Source organism: Streptomyces sp. BR1 (assembly GCF_052373795.1).
Taxonomy (GTDB): domain Bacteria; phylum Actinomycetota; class Actinomycetes; order Streptomycetales; family Streptomycetaceae; genus Streptomyces.
The window spans coordinates 4,343,804-4,368,817 of the sequence record NZ_CM126252.1 but is presented as its reverse complement, the minus strand read 5'-3'; the positions used below and the strand labels follow the sequence as shown (position 1 = coordinate 4,368,817).

At 72.2% G+C, this 25,014-nt stretch carries 19 protein-coding genes; 8 read left to right on the top strand and 11 right to left on the bottom strand.

Going from position 1 to position 25,014, the window contains the following annotated elements:
- Window positions 1-79: 79 nt before the first annotated feature.
- From ACT1U9_RS19060 to ACT1U9_RS19045, 4 genes are all read right to left on the bottom strand, one after another.
- On the bottom strand, window positions 80-1,222 hold the full coding sequence (locus tag ACT1U9_RS19060) for an SIS domain-containing protein (RefSeq protein ID WP_444533918.1): 1,143 nt from the start codon (window positions 1,220-1,222) through the stop codon (window positions 80-82).
- Window positions 1,223-1,330: 108 nt separating this feature from the next.
- Window positions 1,331-1,513 (bottom strand): Trm112 family protein, encoded by a 183-nt coding sequence (locus ACT1U9_RS19055; RefSeq protein WP_188277401.1) that lies wholly within the window; start codon window positions 1,511-1,513, stop codon window positions 1,331-1,333.
- A gap of 230 nt (window positions 1,514-1,743) precedes the next feature.
- Window positions 1,744-3,105, bottom strand: a complete 1,362-nt coding sequence (locus ACT1U9_RS19050) for a phosphomannomutase/phosphoglucomutase (RefSeq protein WP_444533917.1) — start codon at window positions 3,103-3,105, stop codon at window positions 1,744-1,746.
- Between the two features lie 287 nt (window positions 3,106-3,392).
- Window positions 3,393-3,812 (bottom strand): DUF3499 domain-containing protein, encoded by a 420-nt coding sequence (locus ACT1U9_RS19045; protein ID WP_444533916.1) that lies wholly within the window; start codon window positions 3,810-3,812, stop codon window positions 3,393-3,395.
- Between the two features lie 273 nt (window positions 3,813-4,085).
- Between ACT1U9_RS19045 and ACT1U9_RS19040 the strand changes: the two genes are divergently transcribed.
- Window positions 4,086-4,556 (top strand): metallopeptidase family protein, encoded by a 471-nt coding sequence (locus ACT1U9_RS19040; protein ID WP_444533915.1) that lies wholly within the window; start codon window positions 4,086-4,088, stop codon window positions 4,554-4,556.
- Between the two features lie 60 nt (window positions 4,557-4,616).
- Here ACT1U9_RS19040 and ACT1U9_RS19035 read toward each other — a convergent pair whose 3' ends face one another.
- The 3 genes from ACT1U9_RS19035 to ACT1U9_RS19025 all read right to left on the bottom strand — a co-directional run bounded on the left by ACT1U9_RS19035 (window position 4,617) and on the right by ACT1U9_RS19025 (window position 10,390).
- Window positions 4,617-6,206, bottom strand: coding sequence for a DUF5719 family protein (locus ACT1U9_RS19035; protein WP_444533914.1), 1,590 nt, complete (start codon window positions 6,204-6,206; stop codon window positions 4,617-4,619).
- Window positions 6,203-9,928 carry a glycosyltransferase family 2 protein gene (locus ACT1U9_RS19030; protein WP_444533913.1) on the bottom strand — a complete coding sequence of 1,242 codons (3,726 nt, stop codon included), beginning with the start codon at window positions 9,926-9,928 and terminating at the stop codon, window positions 6,203-6,205. The genes ACT1U9_RS19035 and ACT1U9_RS19030 overlap by 4 nt, the downstream gene beginning before the upstream one ends.
- Before the next feature lie 198 nt (window positions 9,929-10,126).
- Window positions 10,127-10,390 carry a WhiB family transcriptional regulator gene (locus ACT1U9_RS19025; RefSeq protein WP_067159810.1) on the bottom strand — a complete coding sequence of 88 codons (264 nt, stop codon included), beginning with the start codon at window positions 10,388-10,390 and terminating at the stop codon, window positions 10,127-10,129.
- 720 nt (window positions 10,391-11,110) lie between these two features.
- On the opposite strand from ACT1U9_RS19025, the gene ACT1U9_RS19020 reads away from it, so the two are divergent.
- The 3 genes from ACT1U9_RS19020 to ACT1U9_RS19010 are packed head-to-tail and all read left to right on the top strand — an operon-like array spanning window position 11,111 to window position 13,939.
- Complete coding sequence (locus ACT1U9_RS19020; protein ID WP_444533912.1) at window positions 11,111-11,611, top strand: cysteine dioxygenase; 501 nt, start codon at window positions 11,111-11,113, stop codon at window positions 11,609-11,611.
- Between the two features lie 13 nt (window positions 11,612-11,624).
- On the top strand, window positions 11,625-12,581 hold the full coding sequence (cofD, locus tag ACT1U9_RS19015) for a 2-phospho-L-lactate transferase (protein ID WP_444533911.1): 957 nt from the start codon (window positions 11,625-11,627) through the stop codon (window positions 12,579-12,581).
- Window positions 12,582-12,631: 50 nt separating this feature from the next.
- Window positions 12,632-13,939 (top strand): coenzyme F420-0:L-glutamate ligase, encoded by a 1,308-nt coding sequence (locus tag ACT1U9_RS19010; RefSeq protein ID WP_444539181.1) that lies wholly within the window; start codon window positions 12,632-12,634, stop codon window positions 13,937-13,939.
- An 80-nt stretch (window positions 13,940-14,019) separates the two neighbouring features.
- On the opposite strand, the gene ACT1U9_RS19005 is transcribed toward ACT1U9_RS19010, so the two are convergent.
- The 3 genes from ACT1U9_RS19005 to ACT1U9_RS18995 all read right to left on the bottom strand — a co-directional run bounded on the left by ACT1U9_RS19005 (window position 14,020) and on the right by ACT1U9_RS18995 (window position 17,581).
- A complete protein-coding gene (locus ACT1U9_RS19005; protein WP_444533910.1) occupies window positions 14,020-15,027 on the bottom strand; it encodes a DNA-3-methyladenine glycosylase family protein in 1,008 nt (335 codons plus the stop codon).
- A 112-nt stretch (window positions 15,028-15,139) separates the two neighbouring features.
- Window positions 15,140-16,222: a sugar phosphate nucleotidyltransferase gene (locus tag ACT1U9_RS19000; RefSeq protein WP_444533909.1), complete on the bottom strand. Its 1,083-nt coding sequence runs from the start codon at window positions 16,220-16,222 to the stop codon at window positions 15,140-15,142.
- Window positions 16,223-16,342: 120 nt separating this feature from the next.
- Window positions 16,343-17,581, bottom strand: a complete 1,239-nt coding sequence (locus tag ACT1U9_RS18995) for a peptidoglycan recognition protein family protein (protein WP_444533908.1) — start codon at window positions 17,579-17,581, stop codon at window positions 16,343-16,345.
- A 128-nt stretch (window positions 17,582-17,709) separates the two neighbouring features.
- Here ACT1U9_RS18995 and ACT1U9_RS18990 point away from each other — a divergent pair, with 128 nt between their 5' ends.
- The 4 genes from ACT1U9_RS18990 to ACT1U9_RS18975 all read left to right on the top strand — a co-directional run bounded on the left by ACT1U9_RS18990 (window position 17,710) and on the right by ACT1U9_RS18975 (window position 23,827).
- On the top strand, window positions 17,710-18,462 hold the full coding sequence (locus ACT1U9_RS18990; RefSeq protein WP_444533907.1) for a TIGR03089 family protein: 753 nt from the start codon (window positions 17,710-17,712) through the stop codon (window positions 18,460-18,462).
- A gap of 322 nt (window positions 18,463-18,784) precedes the next feature.
- Window positions 18,785-20,119, top strand: coding sequence for an LCP family glycopolymer transferase (locus tag ACT1U9_RS18985; RefSeq protein WP_444533906.1), 1,335 nt, complete (start codon window positions 18,785-18,787; stop codon window positions 20,117-20,119).
- A gap of 220 nt (window positions 20,120-20,339) precedes the next feature.
- Complete coding sequence (locus tag ACT1U9_RS18980; RefSeq protein ID WP_444533905.1) at window positions 20,340-22,052, top strand: LCP family protein; 1,713 nt, start codon at window positions 20,340-20,342, stop codon at window positions 22,050-22,052.
- Window positions 22,053-22,108: 56 nt separating this feature from the next.
- Window positions 22,109-23,827, top strand: a complete 1,719-nt coding sequence (locus tag ACT1U9_RS18975) for an LCP family protein (RefSeq protein WP_444533904.1) — start codon at window positions 22,109-22,111, stop codon at window positions 23,825-23,827.
- 85 nt (window positions 23,828-23,912) lie between these two features.
- Here ACT1U9_RS18975 and ACT1U9_RS18970 read toward each other — a convergent pair whose 3' ends face one another.
- Complete coding sequence (locus ACT1U9_RS18970; protein ID WP_444533903.1) at window positions 23,913-24,938, bottom strand: glycosyltransferase family 2 protein; 1,026 nt, start codon at window positions 24,936-24,938, stop codon at window positions 23,913-23,915.
- Between the last annotated feature and the right edge of the window lie 76 nt (window positions 24,939-25,014).

Here is a 25,014-nt window from a genome sequence, read left to right as displayed (position 1 = left end):
CGCCGACTCCTGTACGGCTTCCCGCATGGGCTCGGTCACGACCTCCGAGATCGGCTGGTACACGGCTTCGGGCGCCGGGTCACGTCGGGAGCGGTGTCGATGCCAGGGCCAGGTAGGCGGTCGCGAAGTCCGTGACGGCCAGGAGCTCCGCCAGGCACTCCAGCTCGGTGCCCTCCTCGGGCTCCAGCTCGCTGATCTGCGCCTCGTGGCTGAGGGCGAGTTCGCGCGCGGCCGGGGCGGCGGAAAGTCCGCCTGCCGGGCGGTCCCGCAGGAGTACGACACGGGCGTGCAGCGCGGCGGGTTCCTCCACGCGGTCGCGGAAGAAGTCGTCCGGGTCGGCTCCGGCCGCGAGCGACCCCGCGAGCAGGATGCCGTGCGAGGCCAGGGTCTCGGGCAGCTCACCGGCCAGTGCGGGACGGCCCGCGAGCTCGGCCAGTACGGTCGCGAAGCGGCGGCCCGCCGGGACGGCGACTTCGCCCTCCGTCCAGATGAGGGGGAGCGAGTCGGCGAGCTGCGTCGCGAGGGTCTTCGCCGGATTGCTGTACGTGGCGATGGCCGGGCCGCAGCGCTCCGCCGTGCGGTCCAGGCGGTCGGCGATCTTCTCCAGCGTCTCCGGCGGCGCGGAGATCAGCCCGAGGCGGTCCAGCAGCGCCAGGATCGGGGTGAACAGGGCCCACAGCGCGCTGGGGGCGGCGGCCGGGGTCGTCCCGTCCTCGTACAGCTCGTGCGGGGCCGTGGCCAGCGGCACGACCAGGCCGTGCACACCGTCGACGGCCTCGGCGAGCGGGGAGCTCTTCGGGGCGACGGCCACGACCGTGCAGCCCCGGCGGTACGCCTGCTCGGCCAGGACCGCCAGGCCCGGCTCGCTGCCGTCCGTCGTCGTGATGAGGAGGAGGTCGACCGAGCCCGCCCAGCCGGGGAGGTTCCAGCGCAGCGCGCCCGCGGCTGCCGCCACGCCGGTCGAGGCGAGGTGGGTGACGGGGGCGGAGGCGCCCGCCAGCGCCGTCACCAGATCCGCCACACCTGCGGCGGCGGTGCCGGGGCCCGCGACGAGTACGGCTCGAGGGCGGCCCTCGGGCTGCAGCTCCGTGATGCCCGCCTCCACGGCGTGCCGGGCGGCGGTGCGGACGCGGGCGCCGGCCTCGGCGGCGCCGCGCAGCAGGCCGCGGCGGTCGGCGCGGGCCAGGGCTTCCGGCGCGTCGAGGAGCGACTCATCGAGCATGTTCGGCGGCCTCCGGGGTGGGATCGGGGTTCCGGGTCACTCGGTTGTGGGCTCAGGCGCCGCGCCGGGCAGAGCCCGTGCGGGCCGTGCGCGAGGTACGGGCCGGCGTCACGCCGGGCGGCGGGCCTCGTCCACGAGGAGCACGGGGATGCCGTCGCGGACCGGGTACGCCAGGCCGCAGTCCTTGCCGGTGCAGACCAGCTCGGGCGTCTCCTCGGCCGTCGCGTCCTTCAGCGGCGCGTGGCAGGCGGGGCAGGCGAGGATGTCGAGAAGGCCGGCTTCGAGCGGCATGGGGGTCCTTCCGGGACGTCTTCGTATACGTGGACGCGTGCGCGGACGCGTCGGTGGATCAGGCCTCGTCAGCCTACCGCCGGGGGGACGCCCGGGCTCCCCGGGTGGCGTCATCGGCCGGGGCGGGGCGGCCTCGCGCAGACCGTCCTGCGACGGTGCCCGGGGCCGGGCACGCGCGCTTAGGCGTCGCCAGGCAGCATCGCCCAGCCCCGTACCGATGCGGTGCAGTTCTAGCCCCGTACGAGCGCGAGAACCTCGTCGCGCAGCTTCGCCATGGTGGGTTCGTCGCGGGCTTCGACGTTGAGGCGGAGGAGGGGTTCGGTGTTGGAGGGGCGGAGGTTGAACCACCAGTCGGCCGTGGTGACGGTGAGGCCGTCCATGTCGTCCATGGTGACGCCCTGCCTGCCGGCGAAGGCCTCGCGGACGGCCTGGGTGCGGGCGGCCTGGTCGGTGACGGTGGAGTTGATCTCGCCGGAGCCCGTGTAGCGGTCGTAGGCGGCCACCAGGCGGGACAGCGGGGCCTTCTGGGTGCCCAGGGCGGCCAGGACGTGGAGGGCGGCCAGCATGCCCGTGTCGGCGTTCCAGAAGTCCTTGAAGTAGTAGTGGGCGGAGTGTTCGCCGCCGAAGATCGCGCCGGTGTTGGCCATCTCCTGCTTGATGAAGGAGTGGCCGACGCGGGTGCGGACGGGGGTGCCGCCGTGTTCGCGGACCACCTCCGGGACCGACCAGGAGGTGATCAGGTTGTGGATGACCGTGCCGCCGGGGTGCTTGGCCAGTTCGCGGGCGGCGACCAGGGCGGTGACGGCGGACGGGGAGACGCCTTCGCCGCGCTCGTCGACGAAGAAGCAGCGGTCCGCGTCGCCGTCGAAGGCGATGCCGAGATCCGCGCCCTCGGCTTGCACGCGTTCCTGGAGGTCGACGATGTTGGCCGGATCGAGGGGGTTGGCCTCGTGGTTGGGGAAGGTGCCGTCCAGCTCGAAGTACATCGGGACGACGGTCAGCGGCAGGCCGTCGAAGACCGTGGGGACGGTGTGGCCGCCCATGCCGTTGCCCGCGTCCACCACGACCTTCAGCGGGCGGATGGCGGCGAGGTCGACCAGGGACTTGAGGTGGGCCGCGTAGTCGGTGAGCGTGTCGCGCTCGCTCACCGTGCCCATCCGCCCGGCCGCCTCCGGTACGCCCGACTCGGTCCAGGTCTCGACGAGGGTACGGATCTCGGCCAGACCCGTGTCCTGGCCGACCGGGGCCGCGCCCGCGCGGCAGAGCTTGATGCCGTTGTACTGGGCGGGGTTGTGGGACGCGGTGAACATCGCGCCCGGCAGGTTCAGCATCCCCGACGCGTAATACAGCTGGTCCGTGGAGCACAGGCCGATCAGGGTGACATCCGCGCCCTGACCAGCGGCACCGCGCGCGAAGGCGGCGGACAGGCCAGGCGACGACGGGCGCATGTCGTGGCCGATCACGATCGCGTCGGCGCCGACCACCTGCACGAAGGCCGCCCCGAACAACTCCGCGAGGGACTCGTCCCACTGATCCGGCACCACCCCGCGGACGTCGTACGCCTTCACGATCTGCGACAGATCAGCAGCCACGGTCCAACCCTTCTGAAGTCACCTGGGGAGGCATGCGGCCCCCTGGACCGAGGCTACCGGCTGGGACTGTCGGGGCCGCGACCCCTGTGGAGGACGGCTCGGAAACCTGTGGAAAACGCGGGGGTGCGCAGGGGGTCGGGGTCGTCCGAAGCCCTGTCCGCGTGGGGTCGGGGTCATCCGGAAGCCCTGCCACACAGGGTCGCGGTCGACCGAAAGCCCGTCACACGAGTCCGGAGCCGCCAGCGCCCCACGTCCGCAACCCGCAACCCGTACTCCGTACGGAAGGCTCAGGGTTCCGGTGACCGCAGAACGCGCAGGTGGCCCCGGCGGGTGACTTCCATCGGGTCGGCGGAGCGGCCGCCACCGGCCTCGGCGGCGCGTTCGTGCGGGCGGGCCGCCTCGCGTACCGCGTTGGCAAGCGCTTCCAGGTCGTCGCCGCTGGGGCGGCTCGGCGCGGAGGAGTCGGTCAGGCGGACGACCTCCCAGCCGCGTGGCGCGGTGAGGCGTTCGCTGTGCTCGGCGCACAGGTCGTAGCAGTGGGGCTCGGCGTAGGTGGCGAGCGGGCCGAGGACTGCGGTCGAGTCCGCGTAGACGTACGTCAGTGTCGCGACGGCAGGGCGGCCGCACGCAGTGCGCGAACAGCGACGTACAGGGCTCACGACGTTGGACGGTACCGCACTCTTGAGCGGGCCGCGACGACTCTCCACCGGGTCACTCCACCGTGTCGCGGTGTGAGCCCGGGCACAGCGGCTCTTGGAGCAACTGGGCTGACCTGCACGGGAAGAGAGCGACACGGTGTGTGACGGGACCGATTACGTTCCGCACTTGAGAATCTTCCGGTCAAACGGCGTGAAATCCGCTGTCTTGTATGGGCCGGTAATCGCTCTCAAGCGGGAGCGAAATGGTCATCTCACGACATGGCCTTCCACGGGCCGCCGCCGCGATCGCAGGGAGCCCCGGAGGGCTACGCTGCGTCAGTGATGGACAGTTCCCGTTCCGACATCGGCTCCGGCCCCGACTCCGTACCGGCGGGCCCGCGACCGCGCCGCCGAGACCGCCACGGCCGCGGGATGCGCGGACCCGTGGCGCCGCCCCAGGTACCGCTCTCGGCGAGCCGGTCGGAGACCTTCCGCGACCTCGTACGGGACTCGGTGGAGCGGCTGGAGCGGCGCTGGCCGCAACTCGCCGACGTCGACTTCCTCGTCTCCGACGTGCCGCTCCCCGAGAGCGACGACGACAGCTGGAGCGACGAGGCCGTGCCGCTCGGACGCGCGCTGCCCGCCGCGAAAGGGTCGCCCGCGCGGATCATCGTCTACCGGCGGCCGGTCGAGATCCGCACCAAGAGCCGTGACGAGCGGGCCCTGCTCGTCCACGAGGTCGTGGTCGAGCAGGTCGCCGAACTCCTCGGCCTCGCACCGGAATCGGTCGATCCGCGCTACGGACAGGACTGACCCGTTCACGGACGGGCGGCCCCGAGCGGGGGCACGCACCACAGCGCCCGCCCCCGCCCCTCAGTCGTCCAGTACCGACAAGTCCTGCTTGGCCGCCGGGACCGCGACCGTGGCCTTGTCGTCCGGGAGCGTCTGCACGGTGAACATCGGGATGCCGTCCTGCGGCAGCGCCAGCGTGCGGGAGGCGTAGACCGGGCCGCTGCCCGGCTGGGTCTCGACGGTCAGCGCGTATGAGCCCTTGAGCCCGGCCGGGACCGGCGGGTCCACCGCGAGCGTCGTGCCGGCCTTGACGGTGTACGTCTTGGTCTGCGGCTCGCCGCCCTCGGTGCCGGGCGACGCGGTGACCTTGACCGTGGCGGCGGCGGTCGGCGCGGTGAGCGCCAGCGTCGAGCCCTTGGCCCGGTTGTCGGCCGCGGTCGACCGGTCGCCGACCGGCGCGGTGGCCGGAATGTATGCGGTCTCCTGCTTGTCACCCGTTCCGCGCACTACGCGCAGCGCCGCCACGATGGGCGTTTTTCCGCCATCCGAAGTCGGGGTGAGAAACAGGGAACCCGCCTCACCCCGTGTGACGTTCTTCAGATCAAAGGACGCCGTCATCCCCGATTTCACATGGACGGTGTCCAGACCCGCCGGGGTGAAGCTGCCGGACCCGCCCGCCAGCCGCACCTTGAGATCGGCGTCGTCCGTGCCCTTGGCGTGCACCACCAGGCGCACATCGGTGGCGTCGGCCGGGATGCCCGGCAGGACCTGGCTCGCGGCCGGGTCCGCCGACGCGGGCAGCCAGTCCGCTCCGGCCTTCGCGTCGGACGCCTGGATGACCGCGCCGACCCGCCCGGAGCGGGTCGCCACGTGAACGGTCAGGTCATCGGCCGCGGCCGTGGTCAACGTTGACAACAGAACAGGGACGCTGGATTTGGCGGGGACCGTGATCCCCTCCCCCACCTCGGTCTTGACCGGGCCGTCCTTGCCGAACAACTCGATGTCGACGACTGCCGCGTTGTCGTCGGGGTTGGTGAGGTGGACGTAGTCCTGGCGGGTCTTGGCGGTGGACGCACCCGGGAACCAGAAGTCGGTGTCCGGTGCGGTGCAGCGGGTGCCGAGCACCGCGCGCGTGTCGCCCCCCGACACCACCGTGGTCTGCTGCGCGGCCCAGCCGGGCGCGAGCAGGCCGTCGGCGGAGCCGGTGAGCGCGGGTGCGTCGGAGCCGCTGGCCGTGGCGGACGCGGGCTTTCCGGGCTCCTTGAGGGTGACGACCGCCTTGTTGGGGTCGGGCTTCTCCGAAGGCTTGTCCTTCTTGCCCTTCTTGTCGCCCTTCCCGCTCTTGTCGCCCTTATCGGCGGGCGGCTTGGTCGCCGTGTCGTCGGTGAGCGGCGTGCCGGCGGGCTTCAGCGCGGCCGTGCCGGGCGTGGCCGTCCTGCCGCCGGTGTCGTCACCGCTGCCCTTGGGGGTGTACGTGGTGTACGTCGTCTCGGCGAGCTCGGAGAGGCTGGGCGCCGGGCACAGCAGGCTGGAGCGCTCCACGGGCAGCCGGGCAGGACCCTTGGCGCCGGCCTTCACCGAGCCGCCGCCGGGGGCTGTGACGGCCGCGAAGCCGGTGACGGCGGCGAGGGCCACCGCGGCCGCGATCAGGGAGAGAGTGCTGCGGTTCACTGGTTGCTCCCGTCGGGGCGGTGCGGCTGCTCGGTCTCGTGCCCCCGGTCCTGGCCGGGGATGCGTCCGGCCTCGCCCTGCGCCGGGTCGGGGTGCTCGCCGCCGTAGCCATATCCGTAGGGGTCGTACGCCGCGTTCTGCTGCGGGTACTGCTGCTGTTGGTACGGGTCGTACTGCTGGTACTGGTGCTGCTGGTACGGGTCGTACTGCTGCTGCGGGTACTCGGCGCCCGCGTAGGTCGCGGAATCCCACTCGCCGCCGTACGGCTGCTGTTGGGGGATCTCGGGGGCGTACGGGGGCGCGGCGTACGGGTCGGGCTCGGGGGTCGTCTGCGGGGCCTCGGCGGGCGGGGGCGGGAAGTCGTGGCCGCCCGCGTCGGCGGGGTCGCCCGCGTCGGCAAGGTCGGCTGCGGCCGCGTCAGCCTCGGCCTGGGCGCGCAGGCGGCGGGCGCGGCGGCCCTCTCCCTCCATGGCGGGGGGCAGTACCGGCTGCTCCTCCTCCGGCAGGTCGTCGTCGATCTTGGTCCGGCGGCCCGGCAGGGCGAGCACGACGAGCACCAGGGCGAGCAGCGACTGCGCCCAGATCCACGCGGTGTGGGTGAAGGGGGCGGCGTAGGTGATGTCCAACCGGCCGCCTTCGGCGGGGAGTTGGAAGCCCTGGGCCCAGCCGTCGACGGTGGTCTTCTTGAGCGGCCTGCCGTCGAGGCTCGCCGTCCAGCCGGGGGCGGCCCGGTCGGCGATCCGCAGGACGCGGCCGTCGGCGCCGGACGGGATCTTGGTGTGGACGTCGACCGGGTCGGCGGCGACGGCCACCGGCTCGGCGGCGCCCGCCTGGGCCGATCCGGCCGAGGAGGCCGAGGCGGCGGCACCCGAGGCGGGCGGCATGATCACCGCGCGGGCGACCTGGCGGTCGACCCGCCACAGGGCGCTGCCGTCGAGCTGGCTGAGGCGGCTGAGGCCGGGGGTGGTGTCGAGGACGCGGCCGAACTCGCGGGGAGCTCCGTCGCGTACCAGGACGTAGCGCACGGCGAAGCCGCTGAGCTGGGAGGACTGGTCGGCGCCGGAGCCCGCGACCAGGTTGGCGACGACCTTGTCCAGGCGCGGGTCACTGCCCCCGGAGGCGGCGAGTTCGGCGTCGCCGAGGCGGCCGCCGGAGCCGCGGACCAGGGTGTAGGAGACCTTGGCGGGCGAGGTGCCGCCGAGGACGAGGGTGCGGGCCTGGTCGCGGGTGCCGCTCTCCTCCGCGACGAACGCGGGCACCTGCACCGGGTCGCGGCGCTCCAGCGGGCCGTCGGCGCCGCTCAGCATCCAGCCGACGGCGGCGATCAGCGGTGCGGCCAGGGCGGCCAGGGCGATCAGTGCGGCGACCGGCTGGCGCCAGCCGAAGCCATGGGCGGCGACGCGCTCCTTGGCGCCCTCCGCGCCGAGCACGGCGGCGGCGATCAGGGCCAGGCCGTAGACGAGGGTGGCCGGGCCGGCCCAGCCGTTGTTGTTGGACAGGGCGGCGAACAGGAAGCCGGTCAGGGCGACCGCCCAGGCCGTACGGACGGCGAACTCGCGCTCCCCGCGCAGCAGTGCCGCGAGCGCGGCCAGCACGAAGCCGATGAGCAGCAGGCCGCCGACCGTCTTGGGGCCGCCAGGGCTGGCGCCGAGCAGGTCGAGTCCGGAGGCCGCGCCCTTGCCGTACTCCAGACCGGCCTCGCGGAAGAAGCCGGACGGGCCGGTCAGCAGGGTCAGCGACCAGGGGGCGAGGACCAGGAGCGGGGTGCCGACGGCGGCGAGGAAGCGCAGTCCGTACGCGGTGATGTCGTCGCGGCGCAGCGCGAGGACCACCAGGCCCAGGAGCACCGCGAGCGGCCAGACGACCGGGGTGAACGCCATGGCGGCGGTGAGCAGCAGCGCGTACGTCCAGGTCGCGCGCCAGGAGCCGCGGCCCTCGCCGCGGAAGCCCGCGGCCGTGACGCCCGCGCGGGCGATCAGCGGCAGCAGGACGGCCAGGACGGCGGTGCCCAGACGGCCGGTGGCGAGCGCGCCGGTGGCGGCGGGCAGGAAGGCGTAGGCGACGGCGGCCCAGGCGCGCAGCAGCCGGGACTCGACGAGCGGGCGCGAGGCGAAGTAGGCGGTGAGTCCGGCCAGCGGGACCGAGCAGACGAGCAGCAGGGTCAGTGCGAAGCCGGTCGAGCCGAAGCAGAGGGCGGCGAACGCGGCGATCACCGCGAGGTAGGGCGGCGCGCTCTGGGTGCCGCCGGTTCCGACGGGGTGCCAGGCGTCCGCGTACCGGCCCCACAGGTCGCCGACGCCCGAGGGCGCGGGCAGCAGGGCGCCGCCGGTGAGGGCGTTGCCGCCGAGCAGTTGGCGGCAGGCGACCAGCGAGATCAGCAGGAGCAGCGCGAACAGCACGGGCGCGGGCTTGCGGGCGATCTTCTTCAGCCGCGCGAACTGCTCGATCTCCAGGAAGTCCGCGTCGTCGCCGCCCGGCCCGGACTCGACGGCGCCGTGCCGCGAGCCGCCGGTGTCCTCGGTGCCCGCGCCGAGACTGGAGGCGACCTGTTCGACCGTGGCGCGCACGGTGGCGCCGGGCGGCGGGAACAGCGGCCGCAGCTCGCTCGCCTCCACCGAACTCTTGGCGCGCCTGCGCCGCCCGGCGAGGATCCGTTCGGGCCGCAAGAGGGTCGCGGACAGGCCCATGATCTCGTCGACCGCCTGGCCGGGCGCCTTGCCGACCAGATACGCGAGGGTGCGCAGCAGGGTGCCGACGACGATCCGCAGGAAGACGTACGGGAGCGCGGCCGGGCGGGAGTTGACGAGCATCGTGTAGACGGCGCCCGCCTTGTCGACCCGGTGCGGGTCGACGGCGGAGCGGCCCGCACAGTCGACGGTCCGGCGCTCGCGGGCCGAAGCCTCGGCGTGCCGTACGACGGCTTCGGGGGCGACGAGGACGGAGTGCCCGGCGGCGTGCGCGCGCCAGCACAGGTCGACGTCGTCGCGCATCAGCGGCAGCCGCCGGTCGAAGCCGCCCAGCTCCTCCCACACATCGCGGCGGATCAGCATGCCGGCGGAGGAGACGGACAGGACCGGGCGGACCTGGTCGTGCTGGCCCTGGTCCTGCTCGCGCCGGTCCAGGCCCGTCCAGCGGCGGCCGCTGCGGGCGATGGAGACGCCGACTTCGAGCAGCTGCTTGCGGTCGTACCAGCCGCGCAGTTTGGGGCCGACGACCGCGGCGTACGCGTCGGAGTCGGCGACGCGCAGCAGTTCGGCGAGCGCGTCCGGCTCCGGGGCGCAGTCGTCGTGCAGCAGCCACAGCCACTGCACGGGCTCGCCGTGCGGCAGCTCGGGCAGGTCGTAGGTGTCGTCGCGCCAGCTGCGCGAGACGGGGTCCCAGCCGCTGGGGCGCTTCAGATACGGCAGTTCCTCAGGGCCAAGGACCCCCGCGGAGCGGACGGCCTCGTCGACGGCGGCGCCGAAGCCGGTGCGGCGGGCCAGATGCAGGACGCGTTCGGCGCCCAGGGCCTCGGTGACCAGGCGGGCGGAGTCGTCGGCGCTGCCGGTGTCGGCCGCGTACACGTTCTGTACGGGTCGTTCCTGGCCGAGCAGCCCGGCGAGGGCGTCGGGCAGCCAGCGGGCGCCGTCGTGCGAGACGAGCACGGCGGTGACGACGTGTCTGGGGAACTCGGGAGTCGCGGCCTCGGCATACGGGGCCGTCGACTGGCTGTGCACGGACATCGAGGTACGGGCCCCTCCGGCCGGGGTCCGGGGGTTGGGCCCCGGAGGCTGCTGTGCTGACTGGCAGCGCCCCACACTAATGGCTGAGGAACGCGGCAGTCCGCCGCCTGTGGAGGCCGGGTGGGACCGGAGGGGGTCCGGAGCAGGTCCGGACAGGTGCCGGACGGGTTCCGGAGAGGGCTTGGCCCCCGGAAAAAACTAGACCGCCGCCTTCTTCAGGCGGCGGCGCTCGCGTTCGGACAGTCCGCCCCAGATGCCGAAGCGTTCGTCGTTCGCGAGGGCGTATTCGAGGCACTCGGAGCGGACTTCGCAGGCGAGGCAGACCTTCTTCGCCTCCCTGGTGGAGCCGCCCTTCTCGGGGAAGAAGGACTCGGGGTCGGTCTGGGCGCACAACGCGCGCTCCTGCCAGCCGAGTTCTTCGTCCACATCGTCGACCAGCAGCTCCTGGAACACCTCGGTCATGTGCACCCCTCGTCTGTCTTTGCTGCCCCGTGATGCTGCCGTTACCGATTTCGGGCGAACGACACGAGTGAAATTACAAGTGCGCCGATCCGGGCCAGTCAAGCCGAGATCTGCTATTGGGCCCGGTATTCACTCTGCGGAACCAAGGCCATACAGAAAGTGTTCAAATCGGCAAAAACCATGACACATGCCATTGGCCCAATCACACCTCGTCCACCTGCACTGAGGGACGAGCCAAATATCGATCTTGTTGCACCCGAGCGGAGGAAGCGACTCGGATCACAGTCCGATCACAAGAACACAACGGCGTTTGTGCGCACAGTCGCAGCGCCACATCTCCGGCGGCGGTTGTGCACAAACCTTTCTCCGTGCGCAGTAACCGGATGAGGTGAAACATTACGGCCAAATCGGGTATTGGGTTGACAGCCGGGCCCTTCTTGGTCACCTTTGAGGACATGCCAGCGACCACAGCGCTCTTCGCGACCCACGTCCGTGGGTTCCGCAGCGCTGTCCAGGCGCGCTGTTGCTGTTCCAGCTGTTGATGCCGTAGCGCTCCAGCTCCGCGTTTCCGGCGCTTCCCGCGCCCACGCCCCGACGGGCCCCGCGATCCCTTGCGATCCCCCGCGACACGACATCGCGACACGGACACGCCATTGACCGCGACACGCCTTGCGACCCCCGCACTGCTTCCCAAGTCTCTGCCGAGGAACCACCGCACCCATGAACAGCGACAGCGACCTTCAGATCGCCGGCGACATCCTTGAGGTCCTGCACCTCCTCCAGCCCGCCCGCGAGCACCCCACGACCGTCGCCGACTTCGTCGGCCTGGCCCGCTCGATCGCGGCGGACCGTACGCAGTGGGCCCCGCTCGTCCAGTACGACGCCACCAGCCGCTGGTACCACCGGCTGCGTACGGGACCCGGTTACGAGGTCTGGCTGCTGTCCTGGGTGCCCGGGCAGAGCAGCGGGCTGCACGACCACGGACAGTCGTCCGGCGTACTGACCGTCCTTGAGGGCGAGTTGAGCGAGCGCACCGAGCGCGGCACCCGCGCCCTCTCCCCCGGCGCGCAGCGCGTCTTCGCGCCCGGCTACGCCCACGACGTGGTCAACGACTCCCTGGAACCGGCCATCAGCCTGCACATTTATTACCCCGGCCTGACCGAAATGCCCATGCACGCGAGTCAGTCCACAGCCGCCGCCCAGAATGTCGTACCCGCCTGACAAACTACTTCGTATGCGCATTGTGGTTCTGGCCGGCGGCATCGGCGGTGCCCGTTTTCTGCGTGGCCTCAAGCAGGCCGCGCCCGACGCGGACATCACGGTGATCGGCAACACCGGTGACGACATCCATCTGTTCGGACTGAAGGTCTGCCCCGACCTCGACACGGTGATGTACACCCTGGGCGGTGGCATCAACGAGGAGCAGGGCTGGGGGCGTACCGAGGAGTCCTTCCACGTCAAGGAGGAGCTCGCGGCGTACGGGGTGGGCCCGGAGTGGTTCGGTCTCGGCGACCGCGACTTCGCGACCCACATCGTCCGTACGCAGATGCTCGGCGCGGGCTACCCGCTGAGCGCGGTGACCGAGGCGCTCTGCGCCCGCTGGCAGCCCGGCGTGCGGCTGATCCCGATGTCCGACGACCGGGTCGAGACGCATGTCGCCATCGAGGAAGACGGCGGGCGCAAGGTCGTCCACTTCCAGGAGTACTGGGTCAAGATGCGGGCGTCCGTGGACGCGACGGCCGTGGTGCCGGTCGGCGCGGAGGCCGCGAAGCCCGCGCCGGGCGTCCTGGAGGCGATCGCCGCCGCCGACGTGATCCTCTTCCCGCCGTCCAACCCGGTCGTCAGCGTCGGCACGATCCTGGCCGTGCCCGGCATCCGCGGGGCGATCGCGGACGCGGGCGTGCCGGTGGTCGGGCTCTCGCCGATCGTCGGGGGCGCGCCGGTGCGGGGCATGGCGGACAAGGTGCTGGCCGCGGTCGGCGTCGAGTCCACGGCCTCGGCGGTCGCCGAGCACTACGGGTCGGGGCTGCTCGACGGCTGGCTGGTCGACACCGCCGACGCGGCGGCCGTCGCCCCCGTCGAGGCGGCCGGCATCCGCTGCCGCGCGGTCCCGCTGCTGATGACGGACCTGGACGCGACGGCCGCGATGGCGCGCGAGGCGCTGACCCTGGCCGAGGAGGTACGGGCGTGAGCGCGGACGCGGACAACGGGACAGGCGCGGGCCTTGGCGCGGACAACGAGATCGCGGCTGTGCCGCCCTCGTACCGGGTACGGGCCGTGGCCGGGATTCCCGAGGTGCGGGCGGGCGACGACCTCGCCAAGCTGATCGCCGCCGCCGCGCCGGACCTGGCAGACGGCGACGTCCTGATCGTCACGTCGAAGATCGTCTCCAAGGCGGAGGGCCGGATCGTACGGGCCGACGACCGCGAGGCCGCGATCGACGCCGAGACGGTACGGGTGGTGGCCCGGCGCGGCACCCTGCGCATCGTCGAGAACCGGCAGGGGCTCGTCATGGCCGCCGCCGGGGTCGACGCCTCCAACACCCCCGCCGGGACCATCCTGTTGCTCCCCGAGGACCCCGACGCCTCGGCCGAGGCGATCCGGGCCGGGCTGCGGGCCGCGCTCGGCGTCGAGGTGGGCGTCGTGGTGACGGACACGTTCGGGCGGCCGTGGCGCAGCGGGCTCACCGATGTGGCGATCGGCGCCGCGGGCGTGCGGGTCCTCGACGACCTGCGCGGCGGCACGGACGCGTACGGCAATCCACTGGTCGCGACCATCGTGGCGCACGCCGACGAACTGGCCGCCGCGGGCGACCTGGTGAAGGGCAAGGCCGACGGGTTCCCGGTCGCGGTGGTCAGCGGCCTTTCCCACCTCGTCTCGGCGTCCGCCGAGGGCGGCGCCCGCGCGCTGGTCCGCTCGGCGCCCGACGACATGTTCCGCCTCGGTACGTCGGAGGCGATACGGGAGGCGGTCACCCAGCGGCGTACGGTCCGGGCGTTCACCGACGACCCGGTCGACCCCGGCGCGGTCCGCCGCGCGGTGGCGGCGGCCGTGACGGCTCCCGCGCCGCACCACACCACGCCCTGGCGCTTCGTGCTGCTGGAGTCCGCCGAGGCGCGGACCCGGCTGCTCGACGCGATGCGGGACGCGTGGATCGCGGACCTGCGGCGCGACGGCAAGTCCGAGGCGTCGATAGCCAAGCGGGTGCGCCGGGGCGAAGTCCTGCGCAACGCGCCGTACTTGGTGGTGCCCTGCCTGGTGATGGACGGCTCGCACACCTACGGCGACGAGCGCCGGGAAACGGCCGAGCGCGAGATGTTCGTGGTCGCGACGGGCGCGGGCGTGCAGAACTTCCTGGTGGCGCTGGCCGGTGAGCGGCTGGGGTCGGCGTGGGTGTCGTCGACGATGTTCTGCCGCGATGTCGTACGCGAGGTCCTCGACCTGCCCGCGAACTGGGACCCGATGGGCGCGGTCGCGGTCGGGCGCGCGGCGGAGCCGCCGAAGGAACGGCCCGCGCGGGACGCGGGGGCGTTCATCGAGGTGCGCTGAGCACCGCGTCGACCGGTCCCCCGTGGATCCGGCCGCTTCGGCGCGGGGCGCGTTTTCGGTGCGGCCCGGCCGGACAGGCCCTAGAGCGCCCCGATGTCGCGCGGTGACATCCGGGGCGCTCGGCGGGGCGGGGTGCGGCCGCTGAGGAGGATCAGGCGGGTGGCGCGGTGGCGCTGGCCGACGTACGGGGCGAGGAGTTCCAGCATCGCCGCGTCGTCGGCGGTGCGGTCGCCCGCCAGGGCGTAGCCGACGATGCCCGGCAGATGGAGGTCCCCGACGCTGACCAGGTCGGGGGCGCCCATCGCGCGTTGCAGCGTCTCGGCGCTGGTCCACGGGCCGATGCCCGGGACCAGGTGCAGCCGGGCCGCCGCCTCCTCCTGGGGCAGCGCGACGGCCTCCTCCAGGCGGCGGGCGACGCGTACCGCGCGCAGGATCGTCGAGGAGCGCTTGGCGTCGACGCCCGCGCGGTGCCACTCCCAGGACGGGATCAGCGCCCATGTGCGGGCGTCCGGCATCACGTACATCCCGTCGGGGGCCGGGCCCGGGGCGGGCTCGCCGTACTTGCGTACGAGCAGCCGCCACGCGCGGTACGCCTCGTCCGTGGTGACCTTCTGCTCCAGGATCGACGGGATCAGCGACTCCAGTACGAGGCCGGTACGGCTCAGGCGCAGGCCGGGGCGGCGGCGGGCGGACTCGGCGACGAGGCGGTGTCTCGGGGCGAACGCCTCGGGGTCGTCCCCGTCCCCGAGGAGCCCGGGGAGGTGGCTCAGCAGCCAATCCGCGCCCTCGCCCCACGCCTCGGCCTCGATGGCGCCGGCCTGCTCGGTCACGCGGAGGGTGCCGGGCCCTTCGGGTGTCCGGGACGCCCTCCACACCCCGTCCCGGGCGGCCCGGAAGGTGGGGTCGGCGGGGCCGCGGCGTAGGGGGCCGAGGGTTAGGCCGAGGTCCAGGGGTCCGGGTGGTGCGTACCGCCGACTGCGTCCGGGTGCGACGGCCGGCCGGGGCGTCGGCACGGCCGGGGGTACGCGGACTTCTCCGCCGCGCACGGTGGTGCGGGTGGGAGTACGGGGAGCAAAGCGACCGGCCACGCTCCCGAGGTTACTGTTCCGGGGCTCCGCCCCGGTCTGGCTTTCCCCACCCCACCCCTTCCCGAAAGCCTCCGGCGGTTGTCGGTCGGCTGGCCGCCGGTGGGGGTTGGGGCTACTCGTCCGAGGAGAAGCGGATCGCTCCCGCCGGAAGCACCGCGTCGCACCACACCCGTACCCCGTCCCGGAGCTCGTTGTCCGGGCCGATCGACGCGCCGTCGCCCACCACCGCACCCGACAGCACGCACCGCGCCCCCACCACGGCCCCCGCCCCGATCAGCGAGTCCGTGATCACCGCGCCCGGCTCGACCACCGCGTCCGCGAGCACCGTGCTGCCGCTCACCCGCGCGCCCTCGCCGATACGGGCCCCTGAGCCCACCACCGTCCCGCCCGTCAGCTTCGCGTCGGGCGCCACCACCGCGCCCGGAAGCACCAGGCGGTCGCCGCAGCGGCCGGGGACCGCCGGGGACGGGGCGCGGCCCAGGACCAGGTCGGCCGAACCCCGTACGAAGGCCTGGGGGGTGCCCAGGTCCAGCCAGTAGGTGGAATCGACCATGCCCTGCAAATGCGCGCCCGCCGCCAGCAGACCCGGGAACGTCTCCCGCTCCACCGACACCACCCGCCTCGCCGGGATCGAATCGATCACCGAGCGGCGGAACACATACGCCCCCGCGTTGATCTGATCCGTGACGATCTCCTCCGGCGTCTGCGGTTTTTCGAGGAACGCCTGGACCCGGCCGTCCGCATCCGTCGGGACCAGGCCGAACGCCCTCGGGTCCGCCACCCGCGTCAGGTGGAGGGACACGTCCGCCCCGGACGAGGAGTGCGTGTCGACCAGGGCCCCGATGTCCAGGCCCGTCAGGATGTCGCCGTTGAAGATCAGGACCGGGTCGTCGGGGCCCGAGTGCAGCCGCGACGCCACGTTGCGGATCGCGCCGCCGGTGCCCAGCGGCTCGACCTCCGTCACGTACTCCAGGTGCAGCCCGAGCGCCGAGCCGTCGCCGAAGTACGGCTCGAAGACCTCCGCCAGGTACGACGTCGCCAGGACGATGTGCTCCACGCCCGCCGCCCGCGCGCGGGCCAGCTGGTGGGTGAGGAACGGGACGCCCGCCGCCGGGATCATGGGCTTCGGTGTGTTCACCGTGAGCGGGCGCAGCCTCGTTCCCTTGCCGCCGACCAGGAGGATCGCTTCAGTCACCTGTCGTCTCTGCTTCCTGCTGGGGCCGGGCGGAATCATGCGTTCAACTACGGCCGGCCAGTTTATGCAGACGGTTCACCGAGCCCCTGCCCCGGGCGGCGCCGGCCGGGCCGGCCCCCCTCAGCGGCCCTGGAGGCGGGCCGAGGACGAGCGGGCCTTGCCGAGCTTCTTGTAGAGGCGCGTGCCGGGGCACTCGGTGGCGAAGCCGTCGCGGTGTCCGGAGATGACGTTGAGTCTGACACTGCGCCCCTTCCGGTAGAGGTTGCCGCCGCCCGAGGTCAGATGGGTCGTGCCGGTCGGGTTCACCCCGTACATGCCGAGCTTCCAGGCCGTGAGCTTGGCGATCGCGTCGAGCGCGGCGGAGGACGGGTTGGTCGACGTGTAGGTACCGAGGACGGCGATGCCCATGGAGTCGGTGTTGAAACCGAGAGTGTGCGCCCCGAGGACGGGCTTGGCCACACCACCGGCGCGGCCTTCGTAGATGTTCCCGCACTTGTCGATGGCGAAGTTGTAGCCGATGTCCCGCCAGCCGCTGCTCTTGACGTGGTAGCGGTAGATACTGCGCAGGACGGAGGCGGCCTGCGAGCAGCGGTAGTTGTTGCCGGACGCGGTGTGGTGGACGAAGGCCGCCTTGACCCGGTCGGTGTAGACGTAACCGGACTCGCGCAGGCTCTCGTCGGCGCCCCAGCCCCGGCGCGTGATGATGCGCGGGCGCGGGCCGATGTACGGACGCGCCGCCGCGCGCGTCCCCGCAGCGCCTTCGGCGAAGGCCTCGGGCGCCAACGCGCGGTCCTGGCCCCCGCCGTCGCCGAGGTCCGGGTCCGCGCCCGGGTCGACCAGGTCGATGTGGAGCCCCCGGGGCAGCGAGCCCGCCGGTGCGCTCCCGCCGGGCGCCTCGGGACGTACGCGCACCTCGACGCCGTCGGAGTCGCCGACCCACAGCGGGGCGGTGGCGCCGTGGATACGGGCGGCGTCGTCCTCGGGGCTGCCGGGGTCGGGGGCGTGCTCCTGGTTGTGGGTGTCGACGTCCTGCCAGCCGGACCAGGTACGCGAGGCGGCGGCGCGGGCACGGACCTGGACCGTGCCGTGGAGTTCGGTCTTCGCGTCGTCCCACACGACGCCGACCAGGGAGAAGGGTTCGGTGTCGCGCTCCGGCAGACCCTGGGCGCGAGCGGCGCCCAGGGTCCGGTCGGTGGCGCCGATCGGGACGAGCGGCAGCGACTGGGTGGAGCCGAGCGGTTCGGCGGCCGGGGACGCGGCGGACGCGGGCCGGGCGGCGGCGTCGGCGGGGACGGCGAGCGGCAGGGCGAGTGCGGTGGCGCACGCGACCCCGATCGAGGAGGCAAGGAGAGCACGCATGGTGACGATCCTGAACATAACCGTACAAATCTGTCCATCCCAGAACTGACGGACCGTCGGCCGAACCGGTGTACGCGGACGGCGGCGCCCCCCGGCGCGGGCCCCGCCCGCACCCGTACGCTTGCCGCGTGAACGCCAGCGACCGCACCCCCGCCGACCTGCTGCGATCCGCGCTCGCCGCGGACCCGGCCCGCCCCCTGGTCACCTTCTACGACGACGCCACCGGCGAGCGCGTGGAACTGTCGGTGGCCACCTTCGCCAATTGGGTGGCCAAGACCGCCAATCTGCTCCAGGGCGACCTCGCCGCCGAGCCCGGCGACCGGCTCGCGCTGCTGCTGCCCGCGCACTGGCAGAGCGCGGTGTGGCTGCTCGCCGCCCACTCGGTGGGCGTGGCCGTCGAGATCGGCGGCGACCCGGCGGGCGCGGACCTCGTGGTGGCCGGGCCGGACGCGCTTGAGGCGGCCCGCGCCTGCTCCGGCGAGCGGGTCGCGCTCGCGCTGCGCCCGCTCGGCGGCCGCTTCCCGCAGGCGCCCGCCGGGTTCCAGGACTACGCGGTCGAGGTGCCGGGCCAGGGCGACCGGTTCGCGCCGTACGCCCCCGTCGACCCGGCCGGGCCCGCGCTCGCGATCGGCCCCGTCGAACTGAGCGCCGCCGGACTCGTCGAGCGCGCCCGCGCCGACGCGGCCGAGCTCCGCCTTGAGCCCGGTTCGCGGCTGCTTTCGGCGCTCCCGTACGACAGCTGGGAGGGCCTGGCACGCGGCCTGTACGCGCCGCTGGCCTCGGGCGGCTCGGTGGTGCTCTGCCGCAATCTGGACCAACTGGCCGACGGCGGCCTGGAGAAGCGGATCGAGAGCGAGCGGGTCACGCACCGGGCGGTGTGAGGCAGGGCAGCACCCGGTGGGCCTTCGGGGCTCGCCCCGGTGTGTCTCCAAGGCTCGCCTGATGGACCGGCCGGGCAGATCGACCTGTCCGGCCGGGCACATCTGACGGACCGTCCGATGGGCCGCCCGCTCGCGCACACGCCGACGCCCCGATGGGAAAAGCAGTTCGGCGCCACCCTTGTGGCTCACAGGGGGCCGAGTCCCCCGGGCCCCGGCCCGGCCCTCGGTACATGATCGGCGGTGAGCACACAACCAAGCGCGGGTGACGGCCGTCTACCGGGGTGCCCCGGCGGCATCCCGCGCGCCGCCGACCCCGTGAAGGATGGACGCCGACGTGACCGACAGTGCCGGCACTCCGCCCGGGCCCGACCACCGGGCCGAGGACGAGCCGAAGCCGGACACGCCGACACAGCCTGAACACGCGCCGGAAGCGAGCGCCACGGACACCGGGCCGACGCCCGCCGACGAAGACGGCGAAAGCACCGAAGGCTCCAACCGCCGCTCCCACTGGCTGCGTTGGACCGCCGTGGGCGTCTCCTGCCTCGTGCTCGCCGCCGCCGGTACCGGCTGGTGGTTCTACAACAAGCTCGACCACAACATCCGCACCGACACCACGGCCGCCGCCGAGCTGGAGCGCTACGAGAAGGAGCGCCCGCCGCCGGGCAACGGCGACGCGCAGAACCTGCTGCTCATCGGCTCGGACTCGCGCGCGGGCAACAACAGCGCGTACGGCCGTGACGACGGCGGCAGTCAGCGCTCGGACACCACGATCCTGCTGCACCTGGCGGCGGACCGGAGGTCCGCCACCGCCGTGTCGCTGCCGCGCGACCTGATGGCCGACATCCCCGACTGCCTCAAGCCGGACGGCACCCGCACCAAGGCCCAATTCGCCCAGTTCAACTGGGCGTTCGAGTTCGGCGGCGCCGCCTGCACCATTCGTACGGTGGAGAAGTTCAGCGGAATCCGGGTCGACCACCACATGGTCGTCGACTTCAGCGGGTTCAAGGACATGGTGGACGCGGTCGACGGGGTCGAGGTGTGTCTGAAGCAGCCCGTCGACGACCGTCTGGCGCATCTGAAACTCCCCGCGGGCCGTCAGACACTCCACGGTGAGCAGGCGCTGGGATTCGTGCGCTCCCGGCATGGATTCGGTGACGGCAGCGACACCGAACGCATGGACCGCCAGCAGCAGTTCCTCGGTTCGCTGGTGCGCAAGGTGCAGAGCAATGGCGTACTGCTCAATCCGACCCGGCTCTATCCGGTGCTCGATGCGATGACGAAGTCGCTCACCACCGACCCGGGGCTGAATTCACTGCGGGATCTGTACGACCTTGTGCGCGGGATGCGGGGAATCCCGACGGACAAGGTGCAGTTTCTGACCGTGCCGCGCCAGCCGTACGCGTACGACTCGAACCGCGACGAACTGGTGCAGCCGGACGCCCGGGTGCTCTTCCAGCAACTGCGCGACGACCGGCCGCTGAACGTGGCGCCGGGGACCGCGCGGAGGAACAGCAAGGGGGACGGCGATGAGCACGGCGCCCGTACTTCCGAAGGCGCCGACGGCTCCTCGACGGACGACAAGCCCGACGATCCGCCGTCCGCGAGCCCCGCGCCCACGTACCCCGGTTCGAATGCCGCCGTAGGCATGTGCGGGTAAAACGTGGGCCAACGGAGAACGAGCGGGGATGCGGATTGGGCGGATTGCCCGGTTGTAAGGGGCGTGGAATTTGTCACGGCCGTCGCTCTTCGCTCAACTGGGCAGATAGTGTGACGCGACCCGGTGCTTGTGGCCCCCGGGGCCGCGCACTGCACGATCGAACGACAGAGCGCTTTGGGGGAAGTGTCTCGCGTGGCACCGACGGAGGACTAAGGCAACCGTGGATGCGCAGAGCCGTGGGCGGGCGGATGAAGTCGACCCGGCAGACCAGTGGGTACTCAACCCGCAGACGGGCAATTACGAATTGCGACTGAGTCCTTCCGGACCGGAGTCGTCCCCGTCGGCCGGCGCTTCTTCCCGTAGATCCTCGGCCCCCGGCAGAAGCGGTTCCGCCAAGCGCGACGTCCCCGGCCAGCGCGACAACCGGCGCGGCCACAAGGCCCCCGAGGACGGCGCGCCCGGCGAGGGCCGCCGCAAGCGCAAGCCCAAGGCGTCCCGCAAGAAGAAGGTGCTGCTGTGGACCGGCGGCGTGATGGGGTTCGTCCTCGTCGCGGGCTCGGCCGGCGCGTACCTGCTCTACCAGCACTTCAACAACAACCTGAACACGGTGGACGTCGGTGACGCGGGCAACAAGAACGCCACGTCCGACGGGCCGGTCAACATCCTGATCATCGGCACGGACAAGCGCACCGGAAAAGGCAACGAGGGGTACGGCGACCAGGGCAGCGAGGGCCACGCCGACACCAACATCCTCTTCCACGTCTCCAAGGACCGGACGAACGCGACCGCGCTCTCCATCCCCCGTGACCTGGTGACGAACATCCCCGAGTGCCCGACGAAGCAGAAGGACGGCTCCACCAAGAACGTCCCGGGCGAGTCGAACGTCCGGTTCAACACCAGCCTCGGCCAGGAGGGCCGCGACCCGGGCTGCACCATGCGTACGGTCAAGGCGCTCACCGGGCTCGACGTCGACCACTTCATGATGGCCGACTTCAACGCGGTCAAGGAGCTGTCGACGGCGGTCGGCGGCGTGAAGGTGTGCCTGGCCAAGCCGGTGAACGACCCCAAGTCGCATCTGAAGCTCCCGGCCGGCGTCAGCAAGATCGAGGGCGAGCAGGCGCTCGCGTTCGTACGGACGCGGCACAGCTTCGGCAACGAGAGCGACCTCGACCGGATCAAGCAGCAGCAGCAGTTCCTCGGCTCGATGATGCGGCAGATGAAGTCGGACTCGACGCTGAGCAGCCCGACCAAGGTGTTCAGCCTGGCCAACGCGGCGACGAAGGCGCTCACGGTCGACTCCGGGATAGGGTCGATCAAGAAGCTGACCAGCCTCGCGCAGGACCTCAGCAAGGTCGATCTGAAGAACGTCACCTTCGCGACCCTCCCGGTCATCGACAACCCGGCCGACGGCAAGGTGCGCAAGACCGTGGTCGTCGACCCGACCAAGGCGCCGCAGGTGTTCAGCATGATGAAGTCCGACATCTCCTTCACCGAGGTGAAGAAGAAGGAGAACGCGGCCAAGGACGCCCAGGCGGCGCTCCTCAAGGGCACCCGCGCCCCGGCGTCCGCCGTGCGCGTGCAGGTGCTCAACGGCGGTGCCCAGCCGGGCTCCGCCTCCAAGACACTGCTCTGGCTGCAGAACAGCAAGGGCGTACTCAAGTCCGACAACGGCGGGAACGCTCCCGCCAAACTGGCCGACACCACCCTGGTGTACGCGCCGAACCAGGCCGACCAGGCCCGCGAGCTCGCCGATCTGATGGGTCTGCCCGCGAGTGCGCTGAAGCCCGGCACCAAGGACGCGGTGGGGCGTGCTCCCATGGAGCTCACCCTCGGCGCGGACTTCAAGGGCGCCGGGATTCCCATCGCGGCGCCCTCCAAGGCGCCCGAGGGCATCCAGAAGGTCGAAGCCGACAAGTCGGTCTGCGCAAAGTGACAACGGGTTCCCGGCCCACGAGGCCACGGGGACTCTCTGAGACAGGGGGTATTGGGGTGGGGCAGAAGAGCGTGCGTGGGGAGGGGACGCGACCGCGCGTCCAGCACGCCGGCCAGCTCGGCTGGGACGAGTCGCTGTACGGCGAGGAGGCCGACGGCGAGAAGTCGTCCGGTCAACAGCCGTCCGGGGACGGCCCGTCGGGGCCGGAGAAGTCGGGGCCGCAGCAGCAGACGTCGCCCGACGGCGGCGGGCACCGGCGCGGCAGACCGCGCAAGCGTGTGAAGAAGAAGGGCAAGCGCCGCATACTGCGGTGGGTCGCCTCGACGCTCGCGCTGCTCATACTCGGGACGGCCGGCGCCGGATACCTGTACTACCAGCACCTCAGCGACAACATCCGCAAGGGTGACCGCAGCGCGGGCGGCTCCAACGCCAAGAAGTCCGCGGCCAACGCCGACGGCCAGACCCCGCTCAACATCCTGCTGATCGGCTCCGACAGCCGTAACACGGCGGAGAACCTGAAGCTGGGCGGCTCCAAGGACAGCGTCGGCGCCCCGCCGCTCGCCGACGTCCAGATGCTGCTGCACCTCTCGGCGGACCGCAAGAGCGCCGCGGTGGTCAGCATTCCGCGCGACACCCGGGTGGACATCCCCGAGTGCACGGACGAGAAGACCAAGAAGAAGGTGCCGGCCACCAACACCGTCATCAACGAGTCGCTGGGGCGCGGCGGCGCGGGCTGTGTCCTGGACACCTGGGAGAAGCTCACCGGGGTCTACATCGACCACTGGATCATGGTCGACTTCGCGGGCGTGGTGTCGATGTCGGACGCGGTCGGCGGCGCCGACGTGTGCGTCAAGGAGAACGTGTACGACGGGCCCAAGCCCAACGTGCCCGGCGGCTCGCATCTGCGGCTGAAGGCGGGCACCACCACCGTCAAGGGCGAGCAGGCGCTGCAGTGGCTGCGCACCCGGCACGCCTTCGAGAGCGACCTGGGCCGCGCCAAGGCGCAGCACATGTACCTCAACTCGGTGATCCGCAACCTGAAGAAGCAGAACGCGTTCAGCAACCCCGGGCGCATCATGGGGCTGGCCGAGACGGCCACCAAGGCGCTCCAGGTCTCCCGGGAGATCGGCACGCCCAAGAAGCTCTACGACCTCGGCATGGAGCTCAAGGGCGTGTCGATGGACCGGATGAACATGCTGACCATGCCGCGCATCGAGGACCCCAAGGACAAGGACCACGTGCTGCCGCAGCCCGGCGCCGCCGACGCGCTGTGGTCGATGCTGCGCGACGACAAGCCGCTGGACAAGAAGGACGACGCCCCGGCCAAGACCGAGGACAAGGGCCCGGCGGCGACGCCGGCCGGCTCGCTCGCGGTCACGGTCGTCAACGGCACCAGCGGTGACGGCGCGGCGCCCACTCCCAAGCGGGCGACCACGGTCAAGGACACCCTGAAGAACAAGGGCTTCTTCAAGGCGGAGGCCTCGGACACCCGTGGCTCGGCGACCACCACCACGCTGACCTACCCGAAGAGCGCGGGCGCGCAGGGCAAGGCGGACGCGCTGTCGGTGGCCAAGGCGATGGAGCTGCCCTCCAGCGCGGTGAAGGTCTCCGCCGACGTCTCCACGCTGACCCTCACCGTCGGTTCGGACTGGCGCACCGGCGCCACGTACCCGAAGAAGGCCGAGGACAACGCCGATCCGCTGAAGGACGTGGAGAACGTCAACGGCGCGAACGACAAGGAGTGCATGGACGTGTACAAGCCCTACCGCTGGTAGGCGCGGCGCACGGAACGGAAAGGGGGCGCCCGGTGCTTTTCAGCACCGGGCGCCCCCTTTTTTCACGTCGTACGCGTGTGTCGCCTCAGACCCGCACCGACGGGCGGCGGCTCGCGATGACCTTCTTGGCGAGCGCCTTCGGGCTGGTCAGGAAGCCGTAGCCCCAGGACATGTGCATGGTGGCGAGGGCCACCGGGATCTGCAGGCGGGCCTTGAGCGGCAGACCCTTGCCCGCCGGGAGCGAGCCCGCCGCGATCGCGGCGAGGTACCCGGCCGGGATCACGAAGCCGAACGGCGTGAGCACCGCGCCCACCACGACACCGGCCGCGATCGCGCAGACGGCGGTCGGCGGGGCGAGGTAGCGCAGGTTGATGGAGCCCTCGTGGTAGCGGGCCACGACATGGCGCCAGCGGCCGTAGTCCTTGTACTGCTTGGCGAGCGCGCGCACGCTGGGGCGCGGCCGGTACTGGACCTTCAGCTCGGGCGAGAACCAGATGAGACCGCCGGCCTCGCGGATACGGAAGTTCAGCTCCCAGTCCTGGGCGCGGATGAACTCCTCGTTGTAGCCGCCCTGTTGCTCCAGCGCCTCGCGCCGGAAGACACCCAGGTACACGGTTTCGGCGGGGCCCGCCGAGCCGCCGGTGTGGAAGGCCGCGTTGCCGACACCGATCTTCGACGTCATGGCGGCGGCGACCGCGTCCTCCCAGGCGTTCTCGCCCTCGGCGTGCATGATGCCGCCGACGTTCTGCGCACCGGTCTCCCCGAGGAGGCGGACGGCGGTGGCGATGTAGTTCGGGGAGAGCATGCCGTGCCCGTCGACCCGTACCACGATCGGGTGACGCGAGGCCTTGATGGCCGCGTTCAGGGCCGCCGGCGTACGCCCGGTGGGGTTGGGGACGGTGTGGACGCGGGCCCGGGGGTGGGACGCTGTCTCGCGGACCAGCTCGGCGGCGATCTCGTCGGTACGGTCCGTGGACGGGCCGAGCGCGATCACCACCTCCAGCTCGCCCTCGTACTCCTGCTCCAGGATGTGGCGGACCGAGTTGCGCAGATGCCGCTCCTCGTTGAGGACCGGCATGATCACGGAAACGGCGGGGTGCGTGGCGTTCATCGTGGTTCACGTTACCGCGAACGGGGGACACGGTTGCGCGCGGCCGGGGCGGCGGCCGTTGTCGCAGATCGTATGG